Genomic DNA, 22,112 nt, shown 5'->3' with positions numbered 1-22,112 from the left:
CCACTCGCCCCACCTGTCCGGTGAGCCGCGCCCCCCCCCCCCGGCAACCGGATTGGAGCCCCCCCCCCCCGGCGGCGTCGTCGCCGTCAGCGGCGACGACCGGCTCAGCTGGCTGCACCTGCTGCTCACGCAGCACGTCAGCGAGCTCCCGGCCGGGCACGCCACCGAGGCGCTGATCCTCTCCGCGAACGGACACATCGAACACGCCCTCTACCTGGTCGACGACGGCGAGACGGTCTGGGCGCACGTCGAACCGGGCACGCAGGAGGCGCTCATCGGCTACCTGGAGTCGATGAAGTTCTTCTACCGCGTCGAGGTCGCCGACCGGACCGCCGACATCGCCGTCGTCCACCTGCCGGCCGGCTCGATCGCCGAGGTGCCGGACGGCGTCGTCGTACGGGAGACCTCCCACGGCCGCGACCTGTTCCTGCCGCGCGCCGAGCTGGAGGCGTACGCGGCCGGGCACGGCCCGCTCGCCGGGATCTGGGCGTACGAGGCGCTGCGCGTCGAGGAGCACCGGCCCCGCCTCGGCTTCGAGACCGATCACCGGACCATCCCGCACGAGATCGGCCTGATCGGCACGGCCGTCCACCTCCAGAAGGGCTGCTACCGCGGCCAGGAGACCGTGGCGCGCGTCCACAACCTGGGGAAGCCGCCGCGCCGCCTGGTCTTCCTGCACCTGGACGGCAGTGAGGTGCACCTGCCCGCCCCCGGTACGCCCATCCGGCTGAAGGCCGACGGCGAGGAGGGCCGCCAGCTGGGCTTCGTCACCACCGCCGTACGCCACCACGAGCTCGGGCCGATCGCGCTCGCGCTGGTCAAGCGGAACGTGCCGGTGGACGCCGAGCTGCTGGCGGGGAACACCGCGGCCGCCCAGGAGACGGTCGTCGAGCCTTAGGGACCTGAGGGCCCTCAGGGCCTAGACCTCGACGATGACGGTGAACGGGCCGTGGTTTGTGAGCGAGACCCGCATGTCCGCTCCGAACCGGCCCGTCTCCACCCGCGCCCCCAGCTCCCGCAGCCGCGCCACCACCTCGTCCACCAGCGGCTCGGCCACCTCGCCGGGCGCCGCCGCGTTCCAGGTGGGGCGGCGGCCCTTGCGGGCGTCCCCGTAGAGGGTGAACTGCGAGATCACCAGCAGCGGCGCGTTCACGTCCGAGCAGGACTTCTCGCCCTCCAGGATCCGCACCGACCACAGTTTGCGGGCCAGCTGCGCCGCCTTCTCCACCGTGTCCTCGTGGGTGACGCCCACCAGCACGCACAATCCCTCGCCGACGATCTCGCCGACGGTCTCACCCGCGACGACGACCTTCGCGCCGTCGACCCTCTGCACCACTGCACGCATGCGTACCAACGTAACGGGGCCGAACGGGTGCAGTGCACCTGCGCATCGCATGCGGGAGTGGCACCATGCGTGTCAGGCGGTGCGGCTGCGCACCGGTCGAGGGGACGGATCACCATGAGCACATCGGGCGCCGGGCAGACGCCAACGCCACCGCATGCCGTACACCATGTCCACCTCAGGCCGCCGGGGCCGCGCACGCCGGCCGAGACCGTCCTGCCGGAGGTGGGGCACCCCGACCTGAAGGCGCTGCGCCTGCCGGAGCTGCGCGCCCTGCGGCGCGACGCGCACGGCGACGAGGCCGACCTCAGCTACGTACGACGGCTGCTCCAGGGCCGGATCGACATCCTGCGGGCCGAGCTCGCGCGGCGCGGCGGCACGCAGGTCCCGGTGGTGGACCGGCTCTCCGAGATCCTCGCCGACACCCCCTCGCGGCACCGCTCCTCCGCCCGCCACGTCACGGTCTCCACGCCGCGCGGCGAGACGTACCGGCGGCTGGCCGCCGAGATGCTCGCCGACGTCGAGCTGTCGGACCTGACCGCCCGAACGGACGAAGAGCTGCGCGCCGCGATGGGACGTCTGGCACGCTACGAACAACAGGTGTCCCGGCGCCGGCAGCAGCTCCAGCGGACCGCAGACGACTGCAGCGCCGAGATCGCCCGCAGGTACCGTGAAGGCGAAGCACAAGTAGACGACCTGCTCAGCTGAGTCTCGCGACCGAGTCTCCCGGAGGAGCTTCCCTCTCCCGAAGGAGCTCCTCGACACGGGCTCGCGGGCTCGCGGGTCTCGTTCCGTCCCGGAAGGCCACCGTCATGACCTCCACCTCCGCCAACGCCTCCATACCTCCGGTCCTCGCCGAGGTCGTCCGGTCGGGCTTCGTCGAGGGCCATCATCGGGGGTCGCTGGTGGTGCTGGCCGAGGACGGCACCATCGAGTTCACGGCCGGGAACGTGACGGCGCCGGTCTTCCCGCGCTCGTCGAACAAGCCCATGCAGGCGGCCGCGCTGCTGCGCGCCGGGCTCGACCTGAGCGGGGAGCGGCTGGCACTGGCCGCCGCGAGCCACTCCGGCGAACCGTTCCACCTCGACCTCGTACGCAAGATGCTCGCCGAGTACGGGCTGACCGAGGCCGACCTCCAGACCCCGCCCGACCTGCCCCTGGACCCGGTGGAGGCGGAGGCCTACCTGGCCGGCGGGCGGGTCCGGGAGCGGATCACCATGAACTGCTCCGGCAAGCACACCGCGATGCTCGCCGCCTGCGCCCAGAACGGCTGGGACCCGGTCGGCTACCTGGACCCCGCCCACCCGCTCCAGCGGCTGATCCACTCCGAGGTCGAGGCGGCCTCCGGTGAGACGGTCGACACCGTCGGCACCGACGGGTGCGGCGCGCCGCTGATGGCGATCAGCCTGGTGGGTCTGGCCCGCGCGTTCCGCTCGTACGTGCTCGCCGAGCCCGGCACGCCCCAGCGGCGGGTCGCGGACGCGATGCGCGCGTACCCCGAGTACGTGGCGGGGACCCGGCGCCCGGACACCTGGCTGATGCGGGAGGTGCCCGGCGCGCTGTCGAAGATGGGCGCCGAGGCCGTGCAGGCGGTCGCCCTGGCGAACGGCCGCGCCCTCGCCTTCAAGATCGACGACGGCTCGGCGCGCGCGATGGGCCCGGTCCTGGCGCGCGGCCTGGAGCTGCTGGGCCTGGACGCCGGCACCACGCCCGTACTCGCGCGGATCGCGGACGCGCCGCTGCTCGGCGGCGGCGAGCGGGTCGGGGCGGTGCGCGCCGCGTTCTGACTGAGACGCCGCGTTCCAAGACGCCGGGGCCTAAAACCCGGTGCGTCGGAGACGAGTGGCCGCCTAGCGTGGCGGCCATGAGCAGCGTCGACGTCCGCACCGTCACCGAGTCCGAGTTCCCCGACTGGTTGCGTGCCGTGCGCACCGGTTTCCTGGTGCCGCCGGTGATCCCGCCGGAGGAGGAGGTGAAGCGCCGCCTCGCGCACTTCGACCTGGCGCGCACGCAGGGCGCCTTCGACGCCGGGCGCTGTGTCGCCACCTTCCGGTCGTTCGCCCAGGAGCTGACCGCCGTGGGCGGCGCACCGGTGGCGGCGAGCGGTGTGAGCCAGGTCGCCGTCTCTCCGACGCACCGGCGCCGCGGCCTGCTCAGCCGCATGATGGACGCCGAACTCCGGGCGTCCAAGGAGCGGGGCGAGGCCGTCTCGACGCTGATCGCCGCGGAGTACCCGATCTACGGGCGGTACGGCTACGGACCGGCCGCCTCGCTCACCGAGTGGACGGTCGACGTACGGCGCGCCGGCCTCGACCCGCGCTGGTCGGGCCCGGAGGACGGGGGCCGCATCGACCTGATCGACGCGCCCGAGTTCCGCAAGATCGGGCCCGATCTCCACAACCAGGTACGGGCCGTGCGGCACGGCATGGTCAGCCGCTCCGAGCTGAGCTGGCAGGCGCGCACGGGCGCCGTACCGCAGCCGGACGGGCAGCCGTTCACCGAACCGTTCTACGCGCTGTACCGCTCGCCGTCCGGCGAGGTCGAGGGGTACGCGGCCTACTCCTGCGACGACCACTGGGACGACGGCAAGCAGCCCATGAACACCGCGACCGTGCGCGATCTGATGGCGCTCACCCCGGCCGCCGAGCGCGCCCTGTGGCGGTTCGTCTGCTCCGTCGACTGGGTCACCCTGGTCAAGAGCGGCTACCGCGCCCCCGACGACCTGCTCCCGCTGCTGCTGCCCAACCCGCGCGCCGCCCGCGTCACGACGTACGCCGACTTCCTGTGGGTGCGGATCCTCGACGTCGTACGGGCGCTGGAGTCGCGGACGTACGGCACGTCCGGCAGCCTCGTGCTGGAGCTGCGGGACGCAGCCGGGTTCGCGGGCGGCCGCTACCGGCTGGACGCCTCGCCGGAGGGGGCCACCTGCGCCCCGACGAGCGCCTCGGCCGACCTGACGATGGACATCGCGGAGCTTGGCACCCTGTACCTGGGCGACGAGTCGGCGGTGCGGCTCGCCGCGCTGGGCCGGGTGGCGGAGGACGCGCCGGGCGCGGCGGCCCGGGCGGACCTGCTGCTGCGCGCGTCGCGGCGGCCGTGGTGCCCGGACGTGTTCTGAGGTGGTCGTAGGCTCGTCCGCATGAGCGGGTTGCGCGAACGCAAGAAGCGGCAGACGTACGAGGCGATCTCCGAGGCGGCGATCGCGCTCTTCCTCGACAAGGGCTTCGACCGGGTCTCGGTCGCGGAGGTCGCGGCGGCGGCGGAGGTGTCGAAGCCGACGCTGTTCCGGTACTTCCCCGCCAAGGAGGACCTTGTCCTGCACCGGTTCGCCGACCACCGGGACGAGGCGGCGCGCGTCGTCCGCGAACGCCCCCGGGGCACCGGCCCGCTCGGCGCGCTGCACCGCCGCTTCCTGGACGGGCTCGCGCGCCGCGACCCGGTGACCGGGCTGAGCGACGAGCCGTCGGTGCTCGCCTTCCACCGGCTGCTGTACGGGACGCCGAGCCTGGTGGCGCGGTTGTACGCGTACCAGGGCGAGGCGGAGGCCGAGTTGGCGGCGGCGCTGGGTCCGGTGCTCGGTGCCGGGGTGGCGGCGCGGCTCGCGGCGGGCCAGATCGTCGCCGTACAGCGGGTCCTGGCGGAGGAGAACTGGCGGCGGATCGCGGCGGGGGCGAGCGCCGACGCGGTGGAGCCGGACGCGGTGGCCGCCGCGGAGCTGGCGTTCCGGCAGCTGCGCGACGGCCTCGCGGAGTGACGGCGGCCGCGGCCTGAGGGCGATTGCCTCAGGGGCGACTGCCTCAAGGACGGCTGCCCGGCCGCGGTTACCACATCACGGGGAGGCGCTCCGGGATGCGCTTCATGAAGCCGGTCCGCCAGACGAGCTGGGCGATGGGGACGGCCAGCTGAAGGTCCGGCATCCGGTCGAGCAGCGTCTCCAGGGCGATTTCCGCGTGCTTCTTGCCGAGCGCGGTGGCGGGGCAGTAGTGCCGGCCGCCGCCGAAGGAGAGGTGCGCGGTGTTGTTCTCGCGGGTGAGGTCCACGGTGTGCGGGTCGCGGAACACCTCGGGGTCGAAGTTGGCGCCCTCGACGAGTACGAGGACCAGCTCGCCCTTCTTCACCTCCACGTGGCCGAGGGTGACGTCCTCCAGGGCGAGGCGCGGCAGCCCGTCGCCGATGGAGAGGTTGATGCGGAGCAGCTCGTCGACGGCCGCCGGGATCTTGGTGCGGTCGGCGAGGAGTTCGGCCTTCAGCTCCGGGTGCTGGATGAGCGAGACCAGGGCCATGGTGAGGAATCCGGCGGTGGAGATGACGCCCGCGCCGAACATGGTGACGCCGACGGTCGCCAGCATCTCGTCGGTGAGGTGGTCGTACTCCGGGTCCTCGCGCAGGGCCGCGAGCTCGGCCATCAGACCGGTCGTCGACGGGTCGTCCAGCCGCTCGACCATGTACGCGATGTCGCGGTCCCAGTTGAGCTTGGCGCCCGTGATGGGGCAGGCCGAGTTCATGAACGCGATGTCCAGGCTCCTCATCAGGCGGGGCGCGTCCGCCTGCGGGATGCCGAGGATGTGGCAGTGCATGGCCGCCGAATAGGGGTCCGCGAACTGCCCGCGCAGGTCCGCCGGGGCGCCTTCGGAGATGATGCGCTCGACCAGGTCGGCGGCGGTCGACCGCATCCACTCCACCAGGCCCGGCGCCTTGGGGTTGAGCGCCTTGAGCACGGCCTTGCGCAGCCCGGCGCCGGTGATGTTGCCCATGTTGTTGACGACTTCCGGCGGGATCGTCAGGGCGTACTGGCGGGGTACGCCGGGGGCCGAGGTCTCCGCCAGGCTGAAGCGCGGGTCCTCCAGGACCTGCTTGCACAGGGCGTGGGAGGACACCAGCCAGGCCGGGTCACCGGCGATGGTCCGCACCCGCTTGACGGGCTCCTTGCGCAGCAGCTCTATCTCGTCGGGGAGTTGGTCGCCGCGCCAGGAGAAGGGGAAGTCCGGCAGTTCGTCGGGCAGTTCGTCGTACAGCTCGTCGTGCAGGGTCTCAACGGACATCGGAGTCTCCTTCGGCGCGCTGTGCGGGCGGGGTCGGCTGGGCGTGTTCGGCGGGCGTGACGATGGCGTGGCCCTGGTTGCGGGAGGCGCGCAGGCCGGAGCCGCGCGAGTAGAGCAACTCGGCCATCGGCAGCAGCTGGTGGTAGCAGTTCAGGGAGGACGGCACGCCCAGGATGGCGGGGGTGTCGAGGAAGAGCGGGGCTTCGGCGCAGACGTACTCCACGCACACCTCGCGCTGCCGTGCCGTGGGGGCCTTCCCGTCCAGGACCTTGGAGGAGAGGAAGGTGTCCACGAGCGCGTCGCACGTCTTGCGGAAGTCCGGGTCGGTGTCCAGCCTGTCCTGGAGGTGGTGGCGGATGTCCCGGTAGGCGGGGTTGTCCAGGAACGCCGACATGGGGTGGGCGCGCAGCCGGATGCCGTCGGGGTCGACGGTCTCGACGGCGTTGGTCACTTTGGCCCGTACGCCGCGCAGGTTCTTCACGGCTTTGCGGCGGGCGTCCTCGGCGGTGTAGCCGGACGCCTCGTACATCTCGGCGACGTGCAAGTCGGTGTAGACGAAGTCCACTTGCTCGAAGTGGGCCATGCCCCAGCGGGCCAGGTCGATGACGCGCTGGGCGGAGAAGTAGCTGTTGCCGGGTGAGACACCGATGACGGCGTGGGCGCCCTCGGCGCATATCACCTGGCAGTGGGCTGTGTAGGGCCGGACGGTGAACAGTCCGGCGGCGGTGTCCGGAGGGGTGAAGGGCTGGATCTCGAAGACGGTCTCAGTCGTCAACTGGGAAGGAGTCCTTCGCGTCGCTAGTCCCTGAGGAGCCTCGTGCTCCTGGTGTGGCGACGACGCCGCGAAGTTAGCTTCCGGATACGGAGAGTGTCAACGAGCCCCCGGTCGCGTTGACCGGAGGTCGGCTGGAATTCATCATTCCGCCATCTTGAGAGTGAGTCATTATCTTTACTCGGTTACGTTAACCTTGGGGGAATGACCTCACTCGACGATGAACTGAGCAAGGAACGGGCCCATCACGACACCTGCCGCGCCGCGCTGACCCGGATGGCCGAGGGTGCCGAGCACCACGTCGTCACCGGCGAGGACGTCTCCGCGTCGGGCGCCGACGCCGAGGCGCTCGGCTATCAACTCCGCAGCCACGCCAAGCGGTTGCGCGAGGAGCGGCCCGGCCCGCTCTTCTTCGGCCGGCTCGACCACGCGGACGGGCAGCGCCACCACATCGGCCGCCGCCGCATCGCCGAGCACCCCGCCTCCCCGCCGCTCGTCATCGACTGGCGCGCCCCCGTCGCACGCGCCTTCTACCAAGCGAGCGCCCGCGATCCGCAGGGCGTACGGATACGGCGGCGGTTCGGCTGGGCGCCGTACAGCGACGGCGACTCGGCGGACCTCACCGCCCTGGAGGACGAGCACTTGGCGGCCGGGCGCCGGGGCGAGGGCGAGGCCGGTGTGATCGCCGCCGGTGCGATCGCCGCCGGGGAGGTCCTCGCGGGGGAGATCCTCGCCGGGGAGATCGAGCGGCCCCGCGTCGGGCCCATGCGGGACATCGCGGCCACCATCCAGCCCGAGCAGGACGATCTCGTCCGGGCCGACCTCGCCCTCTCCCTCTGCGTGCAGGGCGCGCCGGGCACCGGCAAGACCGCCGTCGGACTGCACCGGGCCGCGTACCTGCTCTACACCCACCCGCGGCGCATCCGGCGCGGCGGACTGCTGGTCCTCGGGCCGAACCGCACGTTCCTGACGTACATCTCCGAGGTGCTGCCCGCGCTCGGCGAGGTGGACGTACGGCAGTCGACGGTCGAGGACGAGATCGCGCGGGGCCACGAGGTGCGTGCGGACGACACGCCGGAGGCGGATGCCGTCAAGCACGACGCGCGCATGGCGGGCGTGCTGCGCCGGGCGCTGTACCGCAGGGTCGGCGCGCCGGCCGAGCCGTTGGTTGTTCCCGACGGCTCGTACCGGTGGCGTGTGCCGCTCGACGAGCTGGAGCGGCTGGTCACCGGCGTCCGGGCCGAGGAGCCGCCCTACGCCGTGGGACGCGAGCGGCTGCGCAGCCGGGTGGTGCGGGCGCTCCAGGACCAGGCCGAGCGGCGCGCGGGGCCGAAGGGCGGTGCGTGGGTGCGGAAGGTGGAGCGGGCGCGGGCGGTGACGGCGTTCGTGGACGCGTGCTGGCCGAAGGTGACGCCCGAGGAGGTGCTGGCCGAGGTGCTGGCCGATCCGTGCGACGACGCCCTGTCGGCGGAGGAGCGGGCGGCGATCCGCTGGGCGAGGCCGCCGCGCTCGTACCGCTCGGCGCGCTGGTCGGCGGCGGACCTGGTGCTCCTGGACGAGCTCGCCGGGCTCGTCGAACGCCCCGGCGGCTACGGCCACATCGTCGTCGACGAGGCGCAGGACCTGTCGCCGATGCAGTGCCGCGCCATCGCGCGCCGCGCCGGCTTCGGCTCCCTGACGGTGCTGGGCGACCTGGCGCAGGGCACCACGCCCTGGGCCGCCCGCAGCTGGCCGGAACAGCTCGCGCACCTGGGCCGGCCCACCGCCGAGGTGGTCCCGCTGACGGCGGGCTACCGCGTCCCGGAGGCCGTCGTGGAGCTCGCGAACCGGCTGCTGGACGGCCTGGACGTGGACGTACCCCGCCCCCGGGCCATGCGGCCGGGGGGCGAGGTGGCGGTACGCCGGGTGGAGCCGGGGTCTCTCGTGCCCGCGACGGTCGAGGCCGTACGGGCGGCGCTCGGCCGCGAGGGCTCGGTCGGCGTGATCGCCACCGGCCCGACGGCCGAGCTGCTGCGCGGGGCGCTCGCGGAGGCGGGGGTGGCGGATCCGCAGGAGGCGGAGGCGGGGGGCACGGCGGTGGCGGACCGGCGGGTGACGGTGCTGCCCGCGGCGCTCGCGAAGGGCCTGGAGTACGACCACGTCGTCGTGGTCGAGCCCGCCGCCATCGTGGCGGCCGAACCCCGCGGGGCCCACCGGCTCTACGTGGCGCTCACGCGCGCGGTCTCCCGCCTCGACGTGCTGTACTCCGGCGAGCTGCCGGCCGCGCTGCTCGCCCCGCCGGGGGCCTGACGCCCCGGGCGCAGCACCAGGACCGCGACGGCGAAGGCGGCGACGATGAGCCCCGCGCCGACGGTGAAGGCCAGCCGGTAGCCGCTGGTCAGCGCCTCGGCCTGGGGCGTGCCCGCGGTGAGCAGGCCCTCGGTGCGGGAGGCGGCCAGGGTGGACAGGACGGCGACGCCGAGGGCCATGCCGATCTGCTGCGTGGTGTTGAACAGCCCGGAGGCGAGGCCCGCGTCGTCCTCGCTCGCGTCCGACATGCCGAGCGTGGTGAGCGCGGGCAGCGCGAGCCCGAACCCGGCCGCCAGCAGCATCACGGGCAGCAGGTCGGTCACGTAGTCCGCCTGTACGGGGACGCGGGCGAGCAGCCCCAGGACGCCGAGGAGCAGGGTCAGGCCCGCCAGCAGGACGGTGCGCTCGCCGAAACGGGCGTTGAGGCGGGCGGAGACCCCCAGGGACACCGCGCCGATGACCGCGGCGGCGGGCAGCATGGCGAGACCGGTCGCGGCGGCGCCGTACCCGAGGACCTTCTGGAGGTAGAGCGCGACGAGGACCTGGAACGAGAACAGCGCGGCCACCATGAGGATTTGGACGAGGTTGGCGCCGACGACGCTGCGCGAGCGCAGGATCCGCAGCGGCATCAGCGGCTGCGCCGCCGTGGCCTGCCGTACGACGAACCCGGCGAGCAGCGCGAGGGAGAGGGCGCCGAGGCCGAGCGTGGGCGTCGAAGACCAGCCGTACTCCTCGACCTTGACGACCGTGTAGATGCCCAGCATCAGGCCGCCGGTGACCAGCAGGGCGCCGATCACGTCGGCTCCGGCGGCGAGGCCGCGCCCGCGGTCGCGGGGGAGGGCGGGGACGGCGGCGGCGAGGGCGGCGAGGCCGATGGGGAGGTTGATGTAGAAGATCCAGTGCCAGTCGAGCGCGTCGGTCAGGACCCCGCCGAGGACCTGGCCGAGCGACGCGCCCGCCGCGCCGGTGAAGCTGAACACGGCGATGGCCTTGGCGCGTTCGCGCGCCTCGGTGAAGAGCGTGACGAGGATGCCGAGGCTGACGGCGGAGGCCATCGCGCTCCCGGCGCCCTGGAGGAAGCGGGCGGCGATCAGTACGGCGGGGGTGGTGGCGAGGCCGGCGAGCAGCGACGCCGCGGTGAACACCGCGGTGCCGGCCAGGAACATCCGCTTGCGGCCGATGAGGTCGCCGAGCCGTCCGGCGAGCAGGAGCAGGCTGCCGAAGGCGATGAGGTAGGCGTTGACGACCCAGCTGAGGCCGGCGGGCGAGAAGCCGAGGTCGCTCTGGATGGCGGGCATCGCGACGGTGACGATGCTGCCGTCCAGCACGGTCATCAGCATGCCGGTGGCGATGACACCGAGGGCGAGGCCTCGTGAGGTGCCCGGCGAGGTCCCCCGTGAAGTCATGAACATGACGATCTCTCCTGTCGAGGCGGCGGTGAGCGTGGCGGTGACGACAGGAGAGACCGTAGCAGATAGTTTCGTTGCAGACTATCTATTGAGGGATGGTCCTTGGGTGTGTGCGGTGCGGCTCTACGCCTGACGTGCCCGCCGGGCCGGGCGGGGGCTCTCCACCGGTTCCGCCAGATGCCCGGCGGCCAGGTGGTTCAGGGCGCGCAGCAGGGCCTCGCGGTCCCCGTCGGGGATCGACGCGAGGGCCTCCGCGTGGACGCGGTCGACGATGGCCTGGCTCTGCCGGGCGACCTTCGCCCCCTCCTCGGTGACCGCGATGATCCGGGCGCGCCGGTCGCGGCTGGAGGGCCGGCGCTCGGCGAGCCCGGCCTTCTCCAGGGCGTCCACCGTCACGACCATCGTGGTCTTGTCCATGTCGCCGATCTCGGCCAACTGGATCTGGGTGCGCTCCTCCTCGAGGGCGTGCACCAGGACGCAGTGCATGCGGGCCGTCAGGCCGATCTCGGCGAGCGCGGCCGACATGCGGGTGCGCAGGACGTGACTGGTGTGGTCGAGGAGGTAGGAGAGGTCGGGCTCGGTGCGTGCGGGCGACATGGCGGTCATGCCGCCAGCGTACAACTGGATCCGTACCGGATAATCCGAAACCGGACGGGTGTCTCCGGGGGCGCGCGTCAGAGGCGGCCAGTGACCTTGGCGGGCGTCACGCGCACGATGAGCCGGTCGCCGTCGGCGGCGTTCCCGCCCATGAACGAGGCGAAGTCCTGGCCGGTGAACTTGCGCGCCAGCTCGTCCGCCAGCTCCCCCGTGGTGTCCGGGGTGAGGGTGGCGGTGCCGCGCACGGCGGCGTAGGTGTACGGGTTCTCGGGCGGGTTGATCATCACGGTGATCCGCGGGTCGCGGGCGAGGTTCCTGCCCTGCATGCGCTGCGCGGTGGTGGAGAACACCAGGTCCTCGCCGTCCCGCTTGATCCAGACGACCGTCAGGTGCGGCTGCCCGTCGGGAAGTATGGTCGCCACGGTCGCGAAGACCTTCTGCTCGTCGATGTACTTCTTCAGCTCGTCCGAGAGGCTGGCTGTCACGGTCGGGTGCTCCTTCGTGCTCTGGGCGGTGCTCCGTACGCATGCCCCAACACCCGTACGACGCGGAGGAATTCCGGCCGCGCCGACCCAGCCGCGCCGACCCGGTGGCGGCTACCGGCCGAGGAGAGAGCGGACCGGCCAAATGCGCCGACACCGGGGGCCGACCGGCGCCCCTCGCCCTACCGTGGTGCCATGGCCGACACACCCAACCTCCTGACCCGGCTCACCCTCGACCAGCTCCGCCGACGCACGAGCGCGAAGTGGCGCGCCTACCCCGAGGACGTGCTGCCGCTGTGGGTGGCCGAGATGGACGTACCGCTGGCCGAGCCGGTCGCGCGGGCGCTCCACGACGCGGTCGCACTCGGCGACACCGGCTACGCCTCCGGTACGGGGTACGCCGAGGCGCTGGCGGAGTTCGCCGAGCGGCGGTGGGGCTGGGACGGCGTGGCCGTGGAGCGTACGGCGATGGTCGCCAACGTCATGCAGGGCGCGGTGGAGCTGCTGAAGCTCATCACCGGGCCCGGTGACACGGTGGTGGTCAACAGCCCCGTCTACCCGCCCTTCTACGCCTTCACCGAGCACATGGGCCGCCGCGTGGTGGAGGCGCCGCTGGGCGAGGACCTGCGCATCGACCTCGCCGCCCTGGAGGAGGCGTTCCGCGATGCGGTGGCGGGCGGGCGGCGGGCCGCGTACCTGCTGTGCAGCCCGCACAACCCGACCGGCACCCTGCACACCGCCGACGAGCTCGCACAGGTCTCCGCGCTCGCCGACCGCCACGGCGTGCGCGTCGTCGTCGACGAGATCCACGCCCCGGTGGTCGCCCCGGGGGCCGCCTTCGTGCCGTACCTGAGCGTGCCGGGCACCGAGAACGCCATGGTGCTGACGTCGGCGTCCAAGGCGTGGAACCTCGCGGGCCTCAAGGCGGCGCTCGCCCTCTTCGGCCCGGCGGCCGCCGCCGACCTCGCGCGCCTCCCGGACGAGGTGAGCCACGGCCCGAGCCACCTGGGCGTCCTGTCCCACACCGTCGCGCTGCGCTCGGCCGACGACTGGCTCGACGCCCTCAACACGGGCCTCGCCGCCAACCGCCGCCTGCTCGCCGGCCTCCTCGCCGAACACCTCCCCGCCGTCACCTACCGCCCCGCCGAGGCCACGTACCTCGCCTGGCTCGACTGCCGCGCCCTCCCCCTCGGCGACGACCCGGCCGCCGCCTTCCTCGACCGCGGCAGGGTAGCCCTGAACTCGGGCCTCCCCTTCGGCACCGGCGGCGCGGGCCACGTCCGGCTGAACCTCGCCACTTCCCCGGACCTCCTGACGGAGGCGGTCAAGCGGATGGCGAAGGCGGTGCCGTGACGGAGGCGGAGTGGGGGCGCTTCACCGCACTTCGACGCTCCCGCACGTGAACGTCGTCCCCTCCAGCAGCTCGGGCGTGAGGGCGACGCCGGTCAGGTGCTCGGCGAGGGCGCGTTTCCTCCCGCCCTTCCAGGCGGTGGAGTACGGCGGAGGGCGCGAGGTTCTCCACCAGCGCGAAGCAGTAGGCCTCCGCGAGATCCGGGAAACGGTCCTCAAGCCAGGCGTAGTCGGCATGGGAGCCGGGCTAGTGACCGAAAATCGCCGCTCTGTGTGAAAATCCCAGGACGGAGAGCGACTGCCTGTGACACGGTCGGGTCATGAAAAGGATCGCAACGGGGGCGGCGATCACCATCGCCGCAACGACCCTTCTCGCCGGCAGTATCACCACGACCGCTCATGCCGCACCGGCCTGGGACAAGACCGTCAAGTGCAAGCAGGAAGACTGGGACGGCAGGGTGATTCCCACCCGTGTCGGCAACAGTGAGCTGGGCTGGAAGCACTTCTCCGGGCGTCACAACATCAAGAAGTGCAAGATCGTCAATGCGGCGATCAACGGTAAGCCCGACAAGAAGAACGGCGCGCGCCTCGAATACTGGGCCTATGCCTGGAACGGCAGCCGCCGGGTGCAGATCATCGTCATCGTTCAGTACGCCCGCAAGACCGCCGACGGGCGTTATGACGCCGGCAACGGTCAGAAGATCGGCGTCATTACCGCCTACTGCAAGGGTATGAACAGGTGCCCGGACTGGCTGAATCAGTGACAACATCGACCAGTGACCCTCGTGCCTGAAGAGATCGCGGAGCAGCAGGCGGACATCACCCGCCTGCTGCTCCACCACATCCACGCTCCGCTCCCCGGCGATCAGCGCATCCGGGGCATCCTGCCACCGTCTGCTGAGGCGATCCGCGTCGTCACCGGTGGTGAAAGTGCCGTCGACCCAGGGGGGTTGACGGTCTGGGAAGTCCCACTTCGCGCCTCGGGCGACTCGCAGGACCTGATCGGGGGCGAACAAGTCCTCAACGTCCTGCGCACCCTGCTTGCCGGAACGCACGTCTACTCCAGCAGCCGCGTCGACACGGTGATGGGCATGACCCTCATCCGCGTGGATCCGGCGCAGGTCGCTCCCGTCGCCCCGGGGGAGTTCGACAACGCCTTCACCATCCTGCGCACCCTCACCTCCCCCTGGACCGAGGAACAGCCCGACCCGCGCCTACGGGGGTTCCTCCTCCAGGGCCCGGACCGGATGCGCCTGTATGTCGACCACGCGGAAGACACGGACGTGATTGCGGTCGATGTGCGGCCGTCCGGTGCCCTGACCGCCTTGCTCGCGGCTCTGCCCTCCCTGATCGAGGAGGAAGAACGCGCCGTCAGGGGCGGCATCGACGACCCGCACTGCTCCCGATTGATCGACCTCACCGACTGGTGACTGCGGCCCGGGCCCAGACATGGGGCGGATACCCCAAGGGCACAGCAGCGGCAGGTCGGGAGCGACACACCTGCAAGCATTCGCTTGCAAAAGTTAGCAAGAGTGGTGCACCATCAAGCCATGGCATCGCTCAACGTCGGCAATCTCGGTGAGTACCTGCGCGAGCAGCGGCGCAATGCGCAGCTGTCGTTGCGGCAGCTCGCCGATGCCGCCGGGGTGTCCAATCCGTATCTGAGCCAGATCGAGCGCGGGCTGCGCAAGCCGAGCGCGGAGGTGCTCCAGCAGGTCGCGAAGGCGCTGCGGATCTCCGCGGAGACGCTGTACGTGCGCGCCGGGATCCTGGATGAGCGGGAGCGCGAGGAGTTGGAGACGCGCGCCGTGATCCTCGCCGACCCGTCGATCAACGAGCGGCAGAAGCAGGTGCTGCTCCAGATCTACGACTCGTTCCGCAAGGAGAACGGGCTCGATGCGGACACCAGCGAGGACGGCGCCTCACCCGAAGACTGACCCCGACTGACCCACCCGCGTTCCCGGAGGATCCACAGTGGCCATCATCGAAGAACTCCGTACGCCCCTCTACTTCGCCGCCGGTACGGCGAACCTGGCCGTGCAGCAGGCCAAGAAGGTGCCCGGTCTGATCGAGCAGCTCAAGACCGAGGCGCCGGCGCGGATCGACGCGGTCCGCAACACCGACCCCAAGGCCGTACAGGAGAAGGTGGCCGCCCAGGCCAAGGAGGCGCAGGCCACCGTGCAGGCCAAGGTGGGCGAGGTCCTCGGCTCCCTTGAGCCGGACCTGAAGAAGCTGGGCGAGACCGCCCAGGACCTGGCGCTGCGGAGCGTCGGCGTGGCCGCCGAGTACGCGATCAGGGCCAAGGAGACGTACGAGAAGGTCGCCGAGCAGGGCGAGCAGGCCGTCAGGCAGTGGCGTGGCGAGGCCGCCGAGGAGCTCACCGAGATCGCCGTGGCCGTCGAGCCGGACGCCGCGCCGAAGACGGAGGCGAAGACCGAGCCGAAGGCCGCTACCGGTACGGGTACGAAGGACAAGCCCGCCGCCAAGCGGACCGCTCCCGCCGGGAAGGCCCCCGCCGCCCGGAAGCCGGCAGCGAAGAAGACCACGGCCCCGGCCGACAAGTGACCCCCACCGCCCCGCCGCCGCACGCGGCGGGGCGGCGCTCGTGGGGGTACCTTGGCGGCGAGGGGTTACATCACTGGTGAGGCGGTGCTCAGCATGCTGATTGAGGGATTCACGTCGTTCCTCTCCTTGATCTACCTGGCGATCCTGGTGATCGCGGTCGTCGCGTTCTTCTTCGCGGCGACGGCCCGCGAGGACGCCTACCGCGCCGCCGACAAGCAGACCAAGACCTTCTGGCTGATCATGCTCGGCGTGACGGTCGCGGTGAACCTGCTCGTGCCGTGGCTCTTCCTCCAGCTGGCGGGGCTCGTCGCGTCGATCGTCTTCATGGTCGACGTACGGCCGGCCCTCCAGCAGGTGTCCGGCGGCGGCCGGCGCGGCGGCGGCTCCAGCAGCGACGGCCCGTACGGCCCGTACAACGGCGGCCGGTAGCCGCAGCCCGTACAACGGCGGCCCGTAACCGGAGCCCCGTAACCGGAGCCCCACGCCCCGCAGCTGCTAGCCCGCGACCCGCGCGTCGCGGGCCAGCAGCAGCACCGCCACGTCGTCCGTCAGCTCGCCGCCGTTCAGGTCGCGGACCCGCGTCACGGCCGCGTCCAGCAGGGCCTCGCCCGTCAGGCCCGACGACAGCTGCTCGTTGATCATGGCCACCATGCCGTCCTGACCCAGCCGGGGCGAGCCCGGCCCCTCCGAGCGCCCCTCGATCAGGCCGTCCGTGTACATCATCAGGCTCCACGAGCCGCCCAGCTCCACCTGCCGGCGCGGCCAGCGGGCGCGCGGCAGCAGGCCGAGGGCCGGGCCCCCGTCCTCGTACGGCAGCAGCCGCGCCGCGCGGCCCCGGCGGGCGATCAGCGGCGAGGGGTGGCCCGCCAGGCACAGCCCGGCGCGGCGGCCGTCCGGCGCGATGTCCACGGTGCACAGGGTCGCGAAGATCTCGTCGTTCTCGCGCTCGTGCTCCAGCACCCGCTGGAGCGTCGACAGCAGCTCGTCCCCGCACAGCCCCGCGAAGGTCAGCGCCCGCCACGCGATCCGCAGCTCCACGCCGAGCGCCGCCTCGTCGGGCCCGTGCCCGCACACGTCGCCGATCATCGCGTGCACGGTGCCGTCCGGCGTGCGCACGGTGTCGTAGAAGTCGCCGCCGAGCAGCGCCCGCGAGCGCCCCGGCCGGTAGCGGGCCGCGAACCGCAGGTCCGACCCCTCCAGCAGCGGCGTCGGCAGCAGGCCCCGCTCCAGACGGGCGTTCTCCTGCGCCCGCACCCGCGACTCGGCCAGCTTCACCTGCGCCGAGTCGGCGCGCTTGCGCTCGACGGCGTACCGGATGGCCCGGCTGAGCAGCGGCCCGTCCAGCTCCTCGCGGAAGAGGTGGTCCTGCGCCCCGGCGCGTACGGCCTCGGCGGCGAGCTCGGGCTCGCTCGACGTGGCCAGCGCCAGCACGGCGTGGCGCGGCGCGAGGCGCAGCACGTGGCGCAGCGCCGCGAGCCGGTCGGCCGCCTCGTCCTGCCGGGGCGCCGGCAGTGCGAGGTCCACCAGGACGCAGTGGACGTCGTCGGTGAGCAGCCGCTCGGCCTCGGTGAGGTTGCGGGCGGTGCGTATGCGGACCCGGGTGCCGGAGGCGTCCACGAGCTCCGGGACGGTGAAGGCGCCCGCCGGGTCGTCCTCGATCACGAGAAGCGTGAGGCTGAGGTCCGTGGTCCCGGCGGCTTCCGCGACGGTGGCGGATGCGGCTCGGCCGGAGTCCACCCTCTGTCGCGGTACGGGTACGGGCATCGGTCTGTTTCCTTCCCTCCCCCCGAGGGCGCGGTGGCGCGCCGGTCGACGCACCACCAGCCGGGACCATAGCGGTACGCGGCGGCCGAACGGAATGGCGTTCGGCGAAGAGCGGATGGCATATGCCGCGTGGTGGGAGGTAGTTGGGCATTGGCCCATGACGAACATCACGCGCCGCGTGTGGGGGCCCTCACACGGCCCTCACGCGCTCCGAAGATCGGACAAAGGCTACTTGTCCGGGCGTACGACCCCGAGGATCCGCATCGAGCCCGCCCCGGCCAGCGTCACGTTCCGCCCCGGGCGCGGCGCGTGCACGATCATCCCGTCCCCGACGTACATGCCCACATGGCTGGCGTCGGCGTGGTAGATGATCAGGTCGCCCGCCCGCATGTCCCGGATGTCGATCCGGGGCAGCAGCCGCCACTGCTCCTGCGAGGTGCGCGGGATGGCCTTCCCGGCCGCGCCCCACGCCCGCTGCGTCAGCCCCGAGCAGTCGTACGACCCGGGACCCTCCGCGCCCCACACGTACGGCTTGCCGATCTGGGCGGTGGCGAACTCGATCGCCTTCCTGCCCTGGGCGCTCGCGCTGCCGCCGGCCTCCTTCAGCACGCCGGAGCCCAGCCACGCCGTCTGCGCACGCGACTGCTCCTGCTGCTCCAGCCGCAGCAGCCGCTCGCGCTCCTCGGCCTCGAGCTGCGACTCCAGCTTCTCGGCCGCGGCGATCTTGGTCTCGATCTCCTTCTTCGCCTTCGCCTGCTGGGTGCGGTGGGCCTCCAGGCGGGTCCACTCGGTGCCGGCGTCGGCGGTGTAGGACTCCAAGTCGGTCTGCACGCGGGAGAGTTCGCCGAGGAGGTCCTGCGTGGCCTTCTGGCCCTGCTGGAGGCGCCCGGCGCCGTCGAGGAAGCGCCGCGGGTCGTTGGCGAGGACGAACCTCGCCTCGTCCGGTATGCCGCCGTTGCGGTACTGGGCGCGGGCGGCCGCGCCGGCCCGCTTCTTCAGGTCGTCGATACGCGCCTGACCGTCGACGATCGCCTGCGCGAGTCGTACGACCTCGGCCGACTGCTTCCGCGCCCGCTCCTCGGCGAGGTTGTACGCGTCGGTGGCGGAGGCGGCCTGCCGGTAGAGGCCGTCGATCTCGGCGCGTACCTCTTCGAGGGTCCTGCGCGGCTCCGGCGGCGGGGTGGGCGCGGCGTACGCCGGTGAGGCGAGCACGGTCAGGGCGCAGACCAACGTGATCGCGGCGGAGACGCAACGGCGTCGGTTCACGGAGTCCCCCTCTGTGCCGGTATCAGGCCCCAGATCTGATTTACCGTCAGTAACTTTTCGCGGTCTCCGCGATGGTGCCATGTCGCCCGGCAAAGTAACAGAGGGTTCGCGCCACGCCCCGGTTCCCGCCGTGGCCCCCCGGCCGCGCCCCGGCCATGCCCCGCGACCCCCGCCCGGCTACGCCACCGGTGCCCCCGCCGCGGTTACGCGACCGGCGCGGGCGCCAGCGCCGACCACTCCACCGTGAGCTCCCCCTGCCGCCACCGCCGCCGCCCGTCCGCCAGCGGCCAGTCCTCCGCCAGCGCCCGCGCCGTCGCGATCCACCGCTGCCGGGCCCCCAGCGAGGCGTACGGCGACGCCGCCGCCCACGCCCGGTCGAAGTCCCGCAGGAAGGCGTGCACCCGCTCGCCCGGCGTATTGCGGTGGATCAGCGCCTTCGGCAGCCGTTCGGCCAGGTCCGACGGCCGCTCCAGCGACCCCAGCCGGGTGGCGAACGTCACGGTGCGCGGCCCCTCGGGCCCCAGTGCCACCCACACGTGCCGCCGCCCGATCTCGTCGCAGGTTCCCTCCACCAGCAGCCCCCCGGGCGCGAGCCGCGCGCACAGCCGCTCCCACACGGCGGCTACCTCGCCCTCCTCGTACTGGCGCAGCACGTTCGCGGCCCGGATCAGCGCCGGGGCGCCCTCCACGGGGACCTCGAAGCCGCCGTGCACGAAGGTGAGGCCGTCGCGCGCGTACGGCTGGGCGGCCGCGACCCGCGCGGGCTCGATCTCGACGCCGACGACCCGGGCGCGGGGGTCGGCGGTGCGCAGCCGGGCCAGCAGTTCGACGGCGGTCCAGGGCGCGGCCCCGTATCCGAGGTCCACCGCGACCGGGGCCGTGGCGGCGCGCAGCAGCGCGGGGCCGTGGACGGCGGCGATCCAGCGGTCCATGCGGCGCAGGCGGTTCGGGTGGGTGGTCCCGCGTGTGGTGGTGCCCACGGGGCGGGTGATGCGCGGGGCCATGCGATCGAGGGTAAATGATTTGGCAAACCGGAAATGAAAGGGCGTATTCCGCTGTTGAGCGCGGGAGAGAGGATCGACCCAGCGCATCCTCCCTTTGCCATGCCTCGCCATGCCCCATGCCATGAGCACCACCAAGGACTGCGGAAGGACGCCGACGTGAGCCAGTACGTGTCCCGGTTCGCCGGCACCCTGGCGGCCACGCCGTCCCGGCTCCGGCTGCCCGGCCGGCCCCGGACGCCCCGCCGGATCGCCATGCTCAGCGTCCACACCTCCCCCCTCCACCAGCCCGGCACCGGCGACGCGGGCGGCATGAACGTCTACATCGTCGAGCTCGCCAAGCGCCTCGCCGCGATCGGCATCGAGGTCGAGATCTTCACGCGCGCCACCGCCGGCGGCCTGCCCCCGGCCGTCGAGCTCACCCCCGGCGTCCTCGTCCGGCACGTGGACGCCGGGCCGTACGAAGGGCTCGCCAAGGAGGAGCTGCCGGCCCAGCTGTGCGCCTTCACGCACGGCGTGATGCAAGCCTGGGCCCGGCACCGGCCCGGCCACTACGACCTGGTCCACTCCCACTACTGGCTCTCCGGCCACGTCGGCTGGCTCGCCGCCCAGCGCTGGGGCGTCCCGCTCGTCCACGCCATGCACACCATGGCCAAGGTCAAGAACGCCTCGCTCGCGGAGGGCGACACCCCCGAGCCCGCCGCCCGCGTGATCGGCGAGACGCAGATCGTCCGCGCCGCCGACCGGCTGATCGCCAACACCGAGGGCGAGGCCGACGAGCTCACCCGCTTCTACGAGGCCGACCCCGCCAAGGTCGCCGTCGTCCACCCCGGCGTGAACCTGGACCGCTTCCGGCCCGCCGACGGCCGCGCCGCCGCCCGCGCCCGGCTCGGGCTGCCCGCCGACGCCTTCGTCCCCGTCTTCGCCGGCCGCATACAGCCGCTGAAGGCCCCCGACATCCTGCTGCGCGCGGCGGCCCTGATGCTGGAGCGGGAGCCCTCCCTGCGCTCCCGGATGATCGTCCCGGTGGTCGGCGGACCCAGCGGCAGCGGCCTGGCCAAGCCCGAGGGCCTGCAGAAGCTCGCCGCCCGCCTCGGCATCGCCGACGTCGTCCGCTTCCACCCGCCGGTCGGGCAGGAGCGGCTCGCCGACTGGTTCCGGGCGGCGTCCGTGCTGGTCATGCCCTCGTACAGCGAATCCTTCGGGCTCGTCGCCATCGAGGCGCAGGCGGCCGGCACCCCGGTCGTCGCGGCGGCCGTCGGCGGCCTGCCGGTGGCGGTCCGGGACGGCGAGACCGGCTTCCTGGTGCGGGGCCACGACCCGGCGGCGTACGCGCGCGTCCTGCACCGCCTCGCCGACGACCCGGCGCTCACCGCCCGCCTGGGCGAGGCGGCGGCGCGCCACGCGAGCTCCTTCGGCTGGGACACGGCGGCGGCGGCGACGGCCGACGTGTACACGGCCGCCCTGCACGAGCACCGGCGTCACGTACGCTCCCACCATGGCTGACGCAGCGCACGCAGACGCACGGCACACCATCGAGACCGCGCTGGACGACGCCGGGCTGACCTGGGAATCCCCGGCCCCCGGCACGTACGTCGTCACACTCCCCGGCACGAAGAAGCTCTCCACGACCGTCTCCCTGCGGGTCGGCAACCACTCCCTCTCGCTCAACGCCTTCGTGATCCGCCACCCCGACGAGAACGAGGCGGCCGTCCACCGCTGGCTGCTCGAGCGCAACCTCAAGCTGTACGGCGTGAGTTACGCGGTCGACGGCCTCGGCGACATCTACCTGACCGGCAAGCTGCCGCTCGCCGCGGTCACGGCGGAGGAGCTGGACCGGCTGCTGGGCTCGGTGCTGGAGGCGGCGGACGGGGCGTTCAACACGCTGCTGGAGAAGGGGTTCGCGACGGCGATCCGCAAGGAGTACGAGTGGCGCGTCGCGCGCGGCGAGTCGACGCGAAACCTGGCGGCGTTCACGCACCTGACGACCCCTCGGCCGGGGTCGTAGGCCTCGCCCGACCGACCGTACCTAGGCGCTGACTTCGGGCTTCCGGTCCCGCGCGAGGCCCGCGGCCTCGGCCCGAGCGGCCTCGGCGGCAGCCGCCGCTTCCGCCGCTTCCACCGCGGCGGCTTCCACCGCGGCGGCCTGCGCGGCGGCCTCCGCGGCTTCGGCGGCGAGGGCAGCTCGACGTCCTTCACCTCGACCAGGGTGACCTTGACGCCCCACGGGTTG

Annotated in this window: 23 protein-coding genes and 2 pseudogenes; 14 read left to right on the top strand and 11 right to left on the bottom strand. The window is 72.7% G+C overall.

Annotated features, from left to right (window positions below; all coding sequences use genetic code 11):
* Positions 1–73: 73 nt before the first annotated feature.
* Positions 74–898 (top strand): annotated as a pseudogene (locus tag ABZX67_RS26990) (folate-binding protein); the annotation flags it as partial.
* 21 nt (positions 899–919) lie between these two features.
* Here ABZX67_RS26990 and dtd read toward each other — a convergent pair.
* Positions 920–1,345 (bottom strand): D-aminoacyl-tRNA deacylase, encoded by a 426-nt coding sequence (gene dtd / locus ABZX67_RS26985; protein ID WP_355365026.1) that lies wholly within the window; start codon positions 1,343–1,345, stop codon positions 920–922.
* A 114-nt stretch (positions 1,346–1,459) separates the two neighbouring features.
* Between dtd and ABZX67_RS26980 the strand changes: the two genes are divergently transcribed.
* The 4 genes from ABZX67_RS26980 to ABZX67_RS26965 all read left to right on the top strand — a co-directional run bounded on the left by ABZX67_RS26980 (position 1,460) and on the right by ABZX67_RS26965 (position 5,096).
* Positions 1,460–2,050: an ABC transporter substrate-binding protein gene (locus ABZX67_RS26980; protein WP_355365023.1), complete on the top strand. Its 591-nt coding sequence runs from the start codon at positions 1,460–1,462 to the stop codon at positions 2,048–2,050.
* A 104-nt stretch (positions 2,051–2,154) separates the two neighbouring features.
* Complete coding sequence (locus ABZX67_RS26975) at positions 2,155–3,129, top strand: asparaginase (RefSeq protein WP_355365020.1); 975 nt, start codon at positions 2,155–2,157, stop codon at positions 3,127–3,129.
* Between the two features lie 77 nt (positions 3,130–3,206).
* The gene (locus tag ABZX67_RS26970) at positions 3,207–4,460 is read left to right on the top strand and encodes a GNAT family N-acetyltransferase (protein WP_355365017.1); all 1,254 of its coding nucleotides are present in this window, start codon (positions 3,207–3,209) and stop codon (positions 4,458–4,460) included.
* Positions 4,461–4,481: 21 nt separating this feature from the next.
* On the top strand, positions 4,482–5,096 hold the full coding sequence (locus ABZX67_RS26965; RefSeq protein ID WP_355365013.1) for a TetR family transcriptional regulator: 615 nt from the start codon (positions 4,482–4,484) through the stop codon (positions 5,094–5,096).
* A 67-nt stretch (positions 5,097–5,163) separates the two neighbouring features.
* Here ABZX67_RS26965 and ABZX67_RS26960 read toward each other — a convergent pair whose 3' ends face one another.
* Both ABZX67_RS26960 and ABZX67_RS26955 read right to left on the bottom strand, forming a co-directional pair.
* Complete coding sequence (locus ABZX67_RS26960) at positions 5,164–6,384, bottom strand: cytochrome P450 (RefSeq protein ID WP_355365010.1); 1,221 nt, start codon at positions 6,382–6,384, stop codon at positions 5,164–5,166.
* Positions 6,374–7,159, bottom strand: a complete 786-nt coding sequence (locus tag ABZX67_RS26955) for a tRNA-dependent cyclodipeptide synthase (protein ID WP_355365007.1) — start codon at positions 7,157–7,159, stop codon at positions 6,374–6,376. The genes ABZX67_RS26960 and ABZX67_RS26955 overlap by 11 nt, the downstream gene beginning before the upstream one ends.
* A 201-nt stretch (positions 7,160–7,360) precedes the next feature.
* Between ABZX67_RS26955 and ABZX67_RS26950 the strand changes: the two genes are divergently transcribed.
* On the top strand, positions 7,361–9,445 hold the full coding sequence (locus tag ABZX67_RS26950; protein ID WP_355365004.1) for an AAA family ATPase: 2,085 nt from the start codon (positions 7,361–7,363) through the stop codon (positions 9,443–9,445).
* Here the strand turns inward: ABZX67_RS26950 and ABZX67_RS26945 are convergent.
* From ABZX67_RS26945 to ABZX67_RS26935, 3 genes are all read right to left on the bottom strand, one after another.
* A complete protein-coding gene (locus ABZX67_RS26945; protein ID WP_355365001.1) occupies positions 9,355–10,851 on the bottom strand; it encodes an MFS transporter in 1,497 nt (498 codons plus the stop codon). The two genes, ABZX67_RS26950 and ABZX67_RS26945, sit on opposite strands and share 91 nt — an antisense overlap.
* 126 nt (positions 10,852–10,977) lie before the next feature.
* Positions 10,978–11,460 (bottom strand): MarR family winged helix-turn-helix transcriptional regulator, encoded by a 483-nt coding sequence (locus tag ABZX67_RS26940; RefSeq protein ID WP_355364998.1) that lies wholly within the window; start codon positions 11,458–11,460, stop codon positions 10,978–10,980.
* 68 nt (positions 11,461–11,528) lie between these two features.
* Positions 11,529–11,936, bottom strand: a complete 408-nt coding sequence (locus ABZX67_RS26935; protein ID WP_355364995.1) for a PPOX class F420-dependent oxidoreductase — start codon at positions 11,934–11,936, stop codon at positions 11,529–11,531.
* A gap of 192 nt (positions 11,937–12,128) precedes the next feature.
* Here ABZX67_RS26935 and ABZX67_RS26930 point away from each other — a divergent pair, with 192 nt between their 5' ends.
* Positions 12,129–13,286: an aminotransferase class I/II-fold pyridoxal phosphate-dependent enzyme gene (locus ABZX67_RS26930; RefSeq protein WP_355364992.1), complete on the top strand. Its 1,158-nt coding sequence runs from the start codon at positions 12,129–12,131 to the stop codon at positions 13,284–13,286.
* 21 nt (positions 13,287–13,307) lie between these two features.
* Here the strand turns inward: ABZX67_RS26930 and ABZX67_RS26925 are convergent.
* Positions 13,308–13,385, bottom strand: a pseudogene (locus ABZX67_RS26925) (hypothetical protein); the annotation flags it as partial.
* Positions 13,386–13,603: 218 nt separating this feature from the next.
* On the opposite strand from ABZX67_RS26925, the gene ABZX67_RS26920 reads away from it, so the two are divergent.
* The 5 genes from ABZX67_RS26920 to ABZX67_RS26900 all read left to right on the top strand — a co-directional run bounded on the left by ABZX67_RS26920 (position 13,604) and on the right by ABZX67_RS26900 (position 16,277).
* Positions 13,604–14,047, top strand: a complete 444-nt coding sequence (locus ABZX67_RS26920) for a hypothetical protein (protein ID WP_355364989.1) — start codon at positions 13,604–13,606, stop codon at positions 14,045–14,047.
* Between the two features lie 12 nt (positions 14,048–14,059).
* Positions 14,060–14,713, top strand: coding sequence for a hypothetical protein (locus ABZX67_RS26915; protein ID WP_355364986.1), 654 nt, complete (start codon positions 14,060–14,062; stop codon positions 14,711–14,713).
* Positions 14,714–14,833: 120 nt separating this feature from the next.
* Positions 14,834–15,220, top strand: a complete 387-nt coding sequence (locus ABZX67_RS26910; RefSeq protein ID WP_355364983.1) for a helix-turn-helix transcriptional regulator — start codon at positions 14,834–14,836, stop codon at positions 15,218–15,220.
* Positions 15,221–15,257: 37 nt separating this feature from the next.
* Entirely contained in the window at positions 15,258–15,848 is a 591-nt protein-coding gene (locus tag ABZX67_RS26905) for a hypothetical protein (protein WP_355364980.1), read from the top strand.
* A 93-nt stretch (positions 15,849–15,941) separates the two neighbouring features.
* A complete protein-coding gene (locus ABZX67_RS26900) occupies positions 15,942–16,277 on the top strand; it encodes a DUF2516 family protein (RefSeq protein WP_355364977.1) in 336 nt (111 codons plus the stop codon).
* Between the two features lie 66 nt (positions 16,278–16,343).
* On the opposite strand, the gene ABZX67_RS26895 is transcribed toward ABZX67_RS26900, so the two are convergent.
* The 3 genes from ABZX67_RS26895 to ABZX67_RS26885 all read right to left on the bottom strand — a co-directional run bounded on the left by ABZX67_RS26895 (position 16,344) and on the right by ABZX67_RS26885 (position 19,882).
* Positions 16,344–17,612 (bottom strand): fused response regulator/phosphatase, encoded by a 1,269-nt coding sequence (locus tag ABZX67_RS26895; RefSeq protein WP_355364974.1) that lies wholly within the window; start codon positions 17,610–17,612, stop codon positions 16,344–16,346.
* A 228-nt stretch (positions 17,613–17,840) separates the two neighbouring features.
* Complete coding sequence (locus ABZX67_RS26890) at positions 17,841–18,878, bottom strand: NlpC/P60 family protein (protein WP_355364971.1); 1,038 nt, start codon at positions 18,876–18,878, stop codon at positions 17,841–17,843.
* Between the two features lie 203 nt (positions 18,879–19,081).
* Complete coding sequence (locus ABZX67_RS26885; RefSeq protein ID WP_355364968.1) at positions 19,082–19,882, bottom strand: class I SAM-dependent methyltransferase; 801 nt, start codon at positions 19,880–19,882, stop codon at positions 19,082–19,084.
* 156 nt (positions 19,883–20,038) lie between these two features.
* On the opposite strand from ABZX67_RS26885, the gene mshA reads away from it, so the two are divergent.
* Entirely contained in the window at positions 20,039–21,385 is a 1,347-nt protein-coding gene (gene mshA, locus ABZX67_RS26880; protein ID WP_355364965.1) for a D-inositol-3-phosphate glycosyltransferase, read from the top strand.
* Complete coding sequence (locus tag ABZX67_RS26875; protein WP_355364962.1) at positions 21,378–21,887, top strand: YbjN domain-containing protein; 510 nt, start codon at positions 21,378–21,380, stop codon at positions 21,885–21,887. The genes mshA and ABZX67_RS26875 overlap by 8 nt, the downstream gene beginning before the upstream one ends.
* 21 nt (positions 21,888–21,908) lie before the next feature.
* Here ABZX67_RS26875 and ABZX67_RS26870 read toward each other — a convergent pair.
* A partial coding sequence (locus ABZX67_RS26870; RefSeq protein WP_355364959.1) for a hypothetical protein occupies positions 21,909–22,112 on the bottom strand: 204 nt, incomplete at its 5' end.

This window comes from Streptomyces sp. NPDC003036 (assembly GCF_040611175.1).
GTDB lineage: Bacteria > Actinomycetota > Actinomycetes > Streptomycetales > Streptomycetaceae > Streptomyces.
The sequence above is the reverse complement of the archived record's forward strand: the minus strand, read 5'-3'. Positions and strand labels throughout refer to the sequence as shown.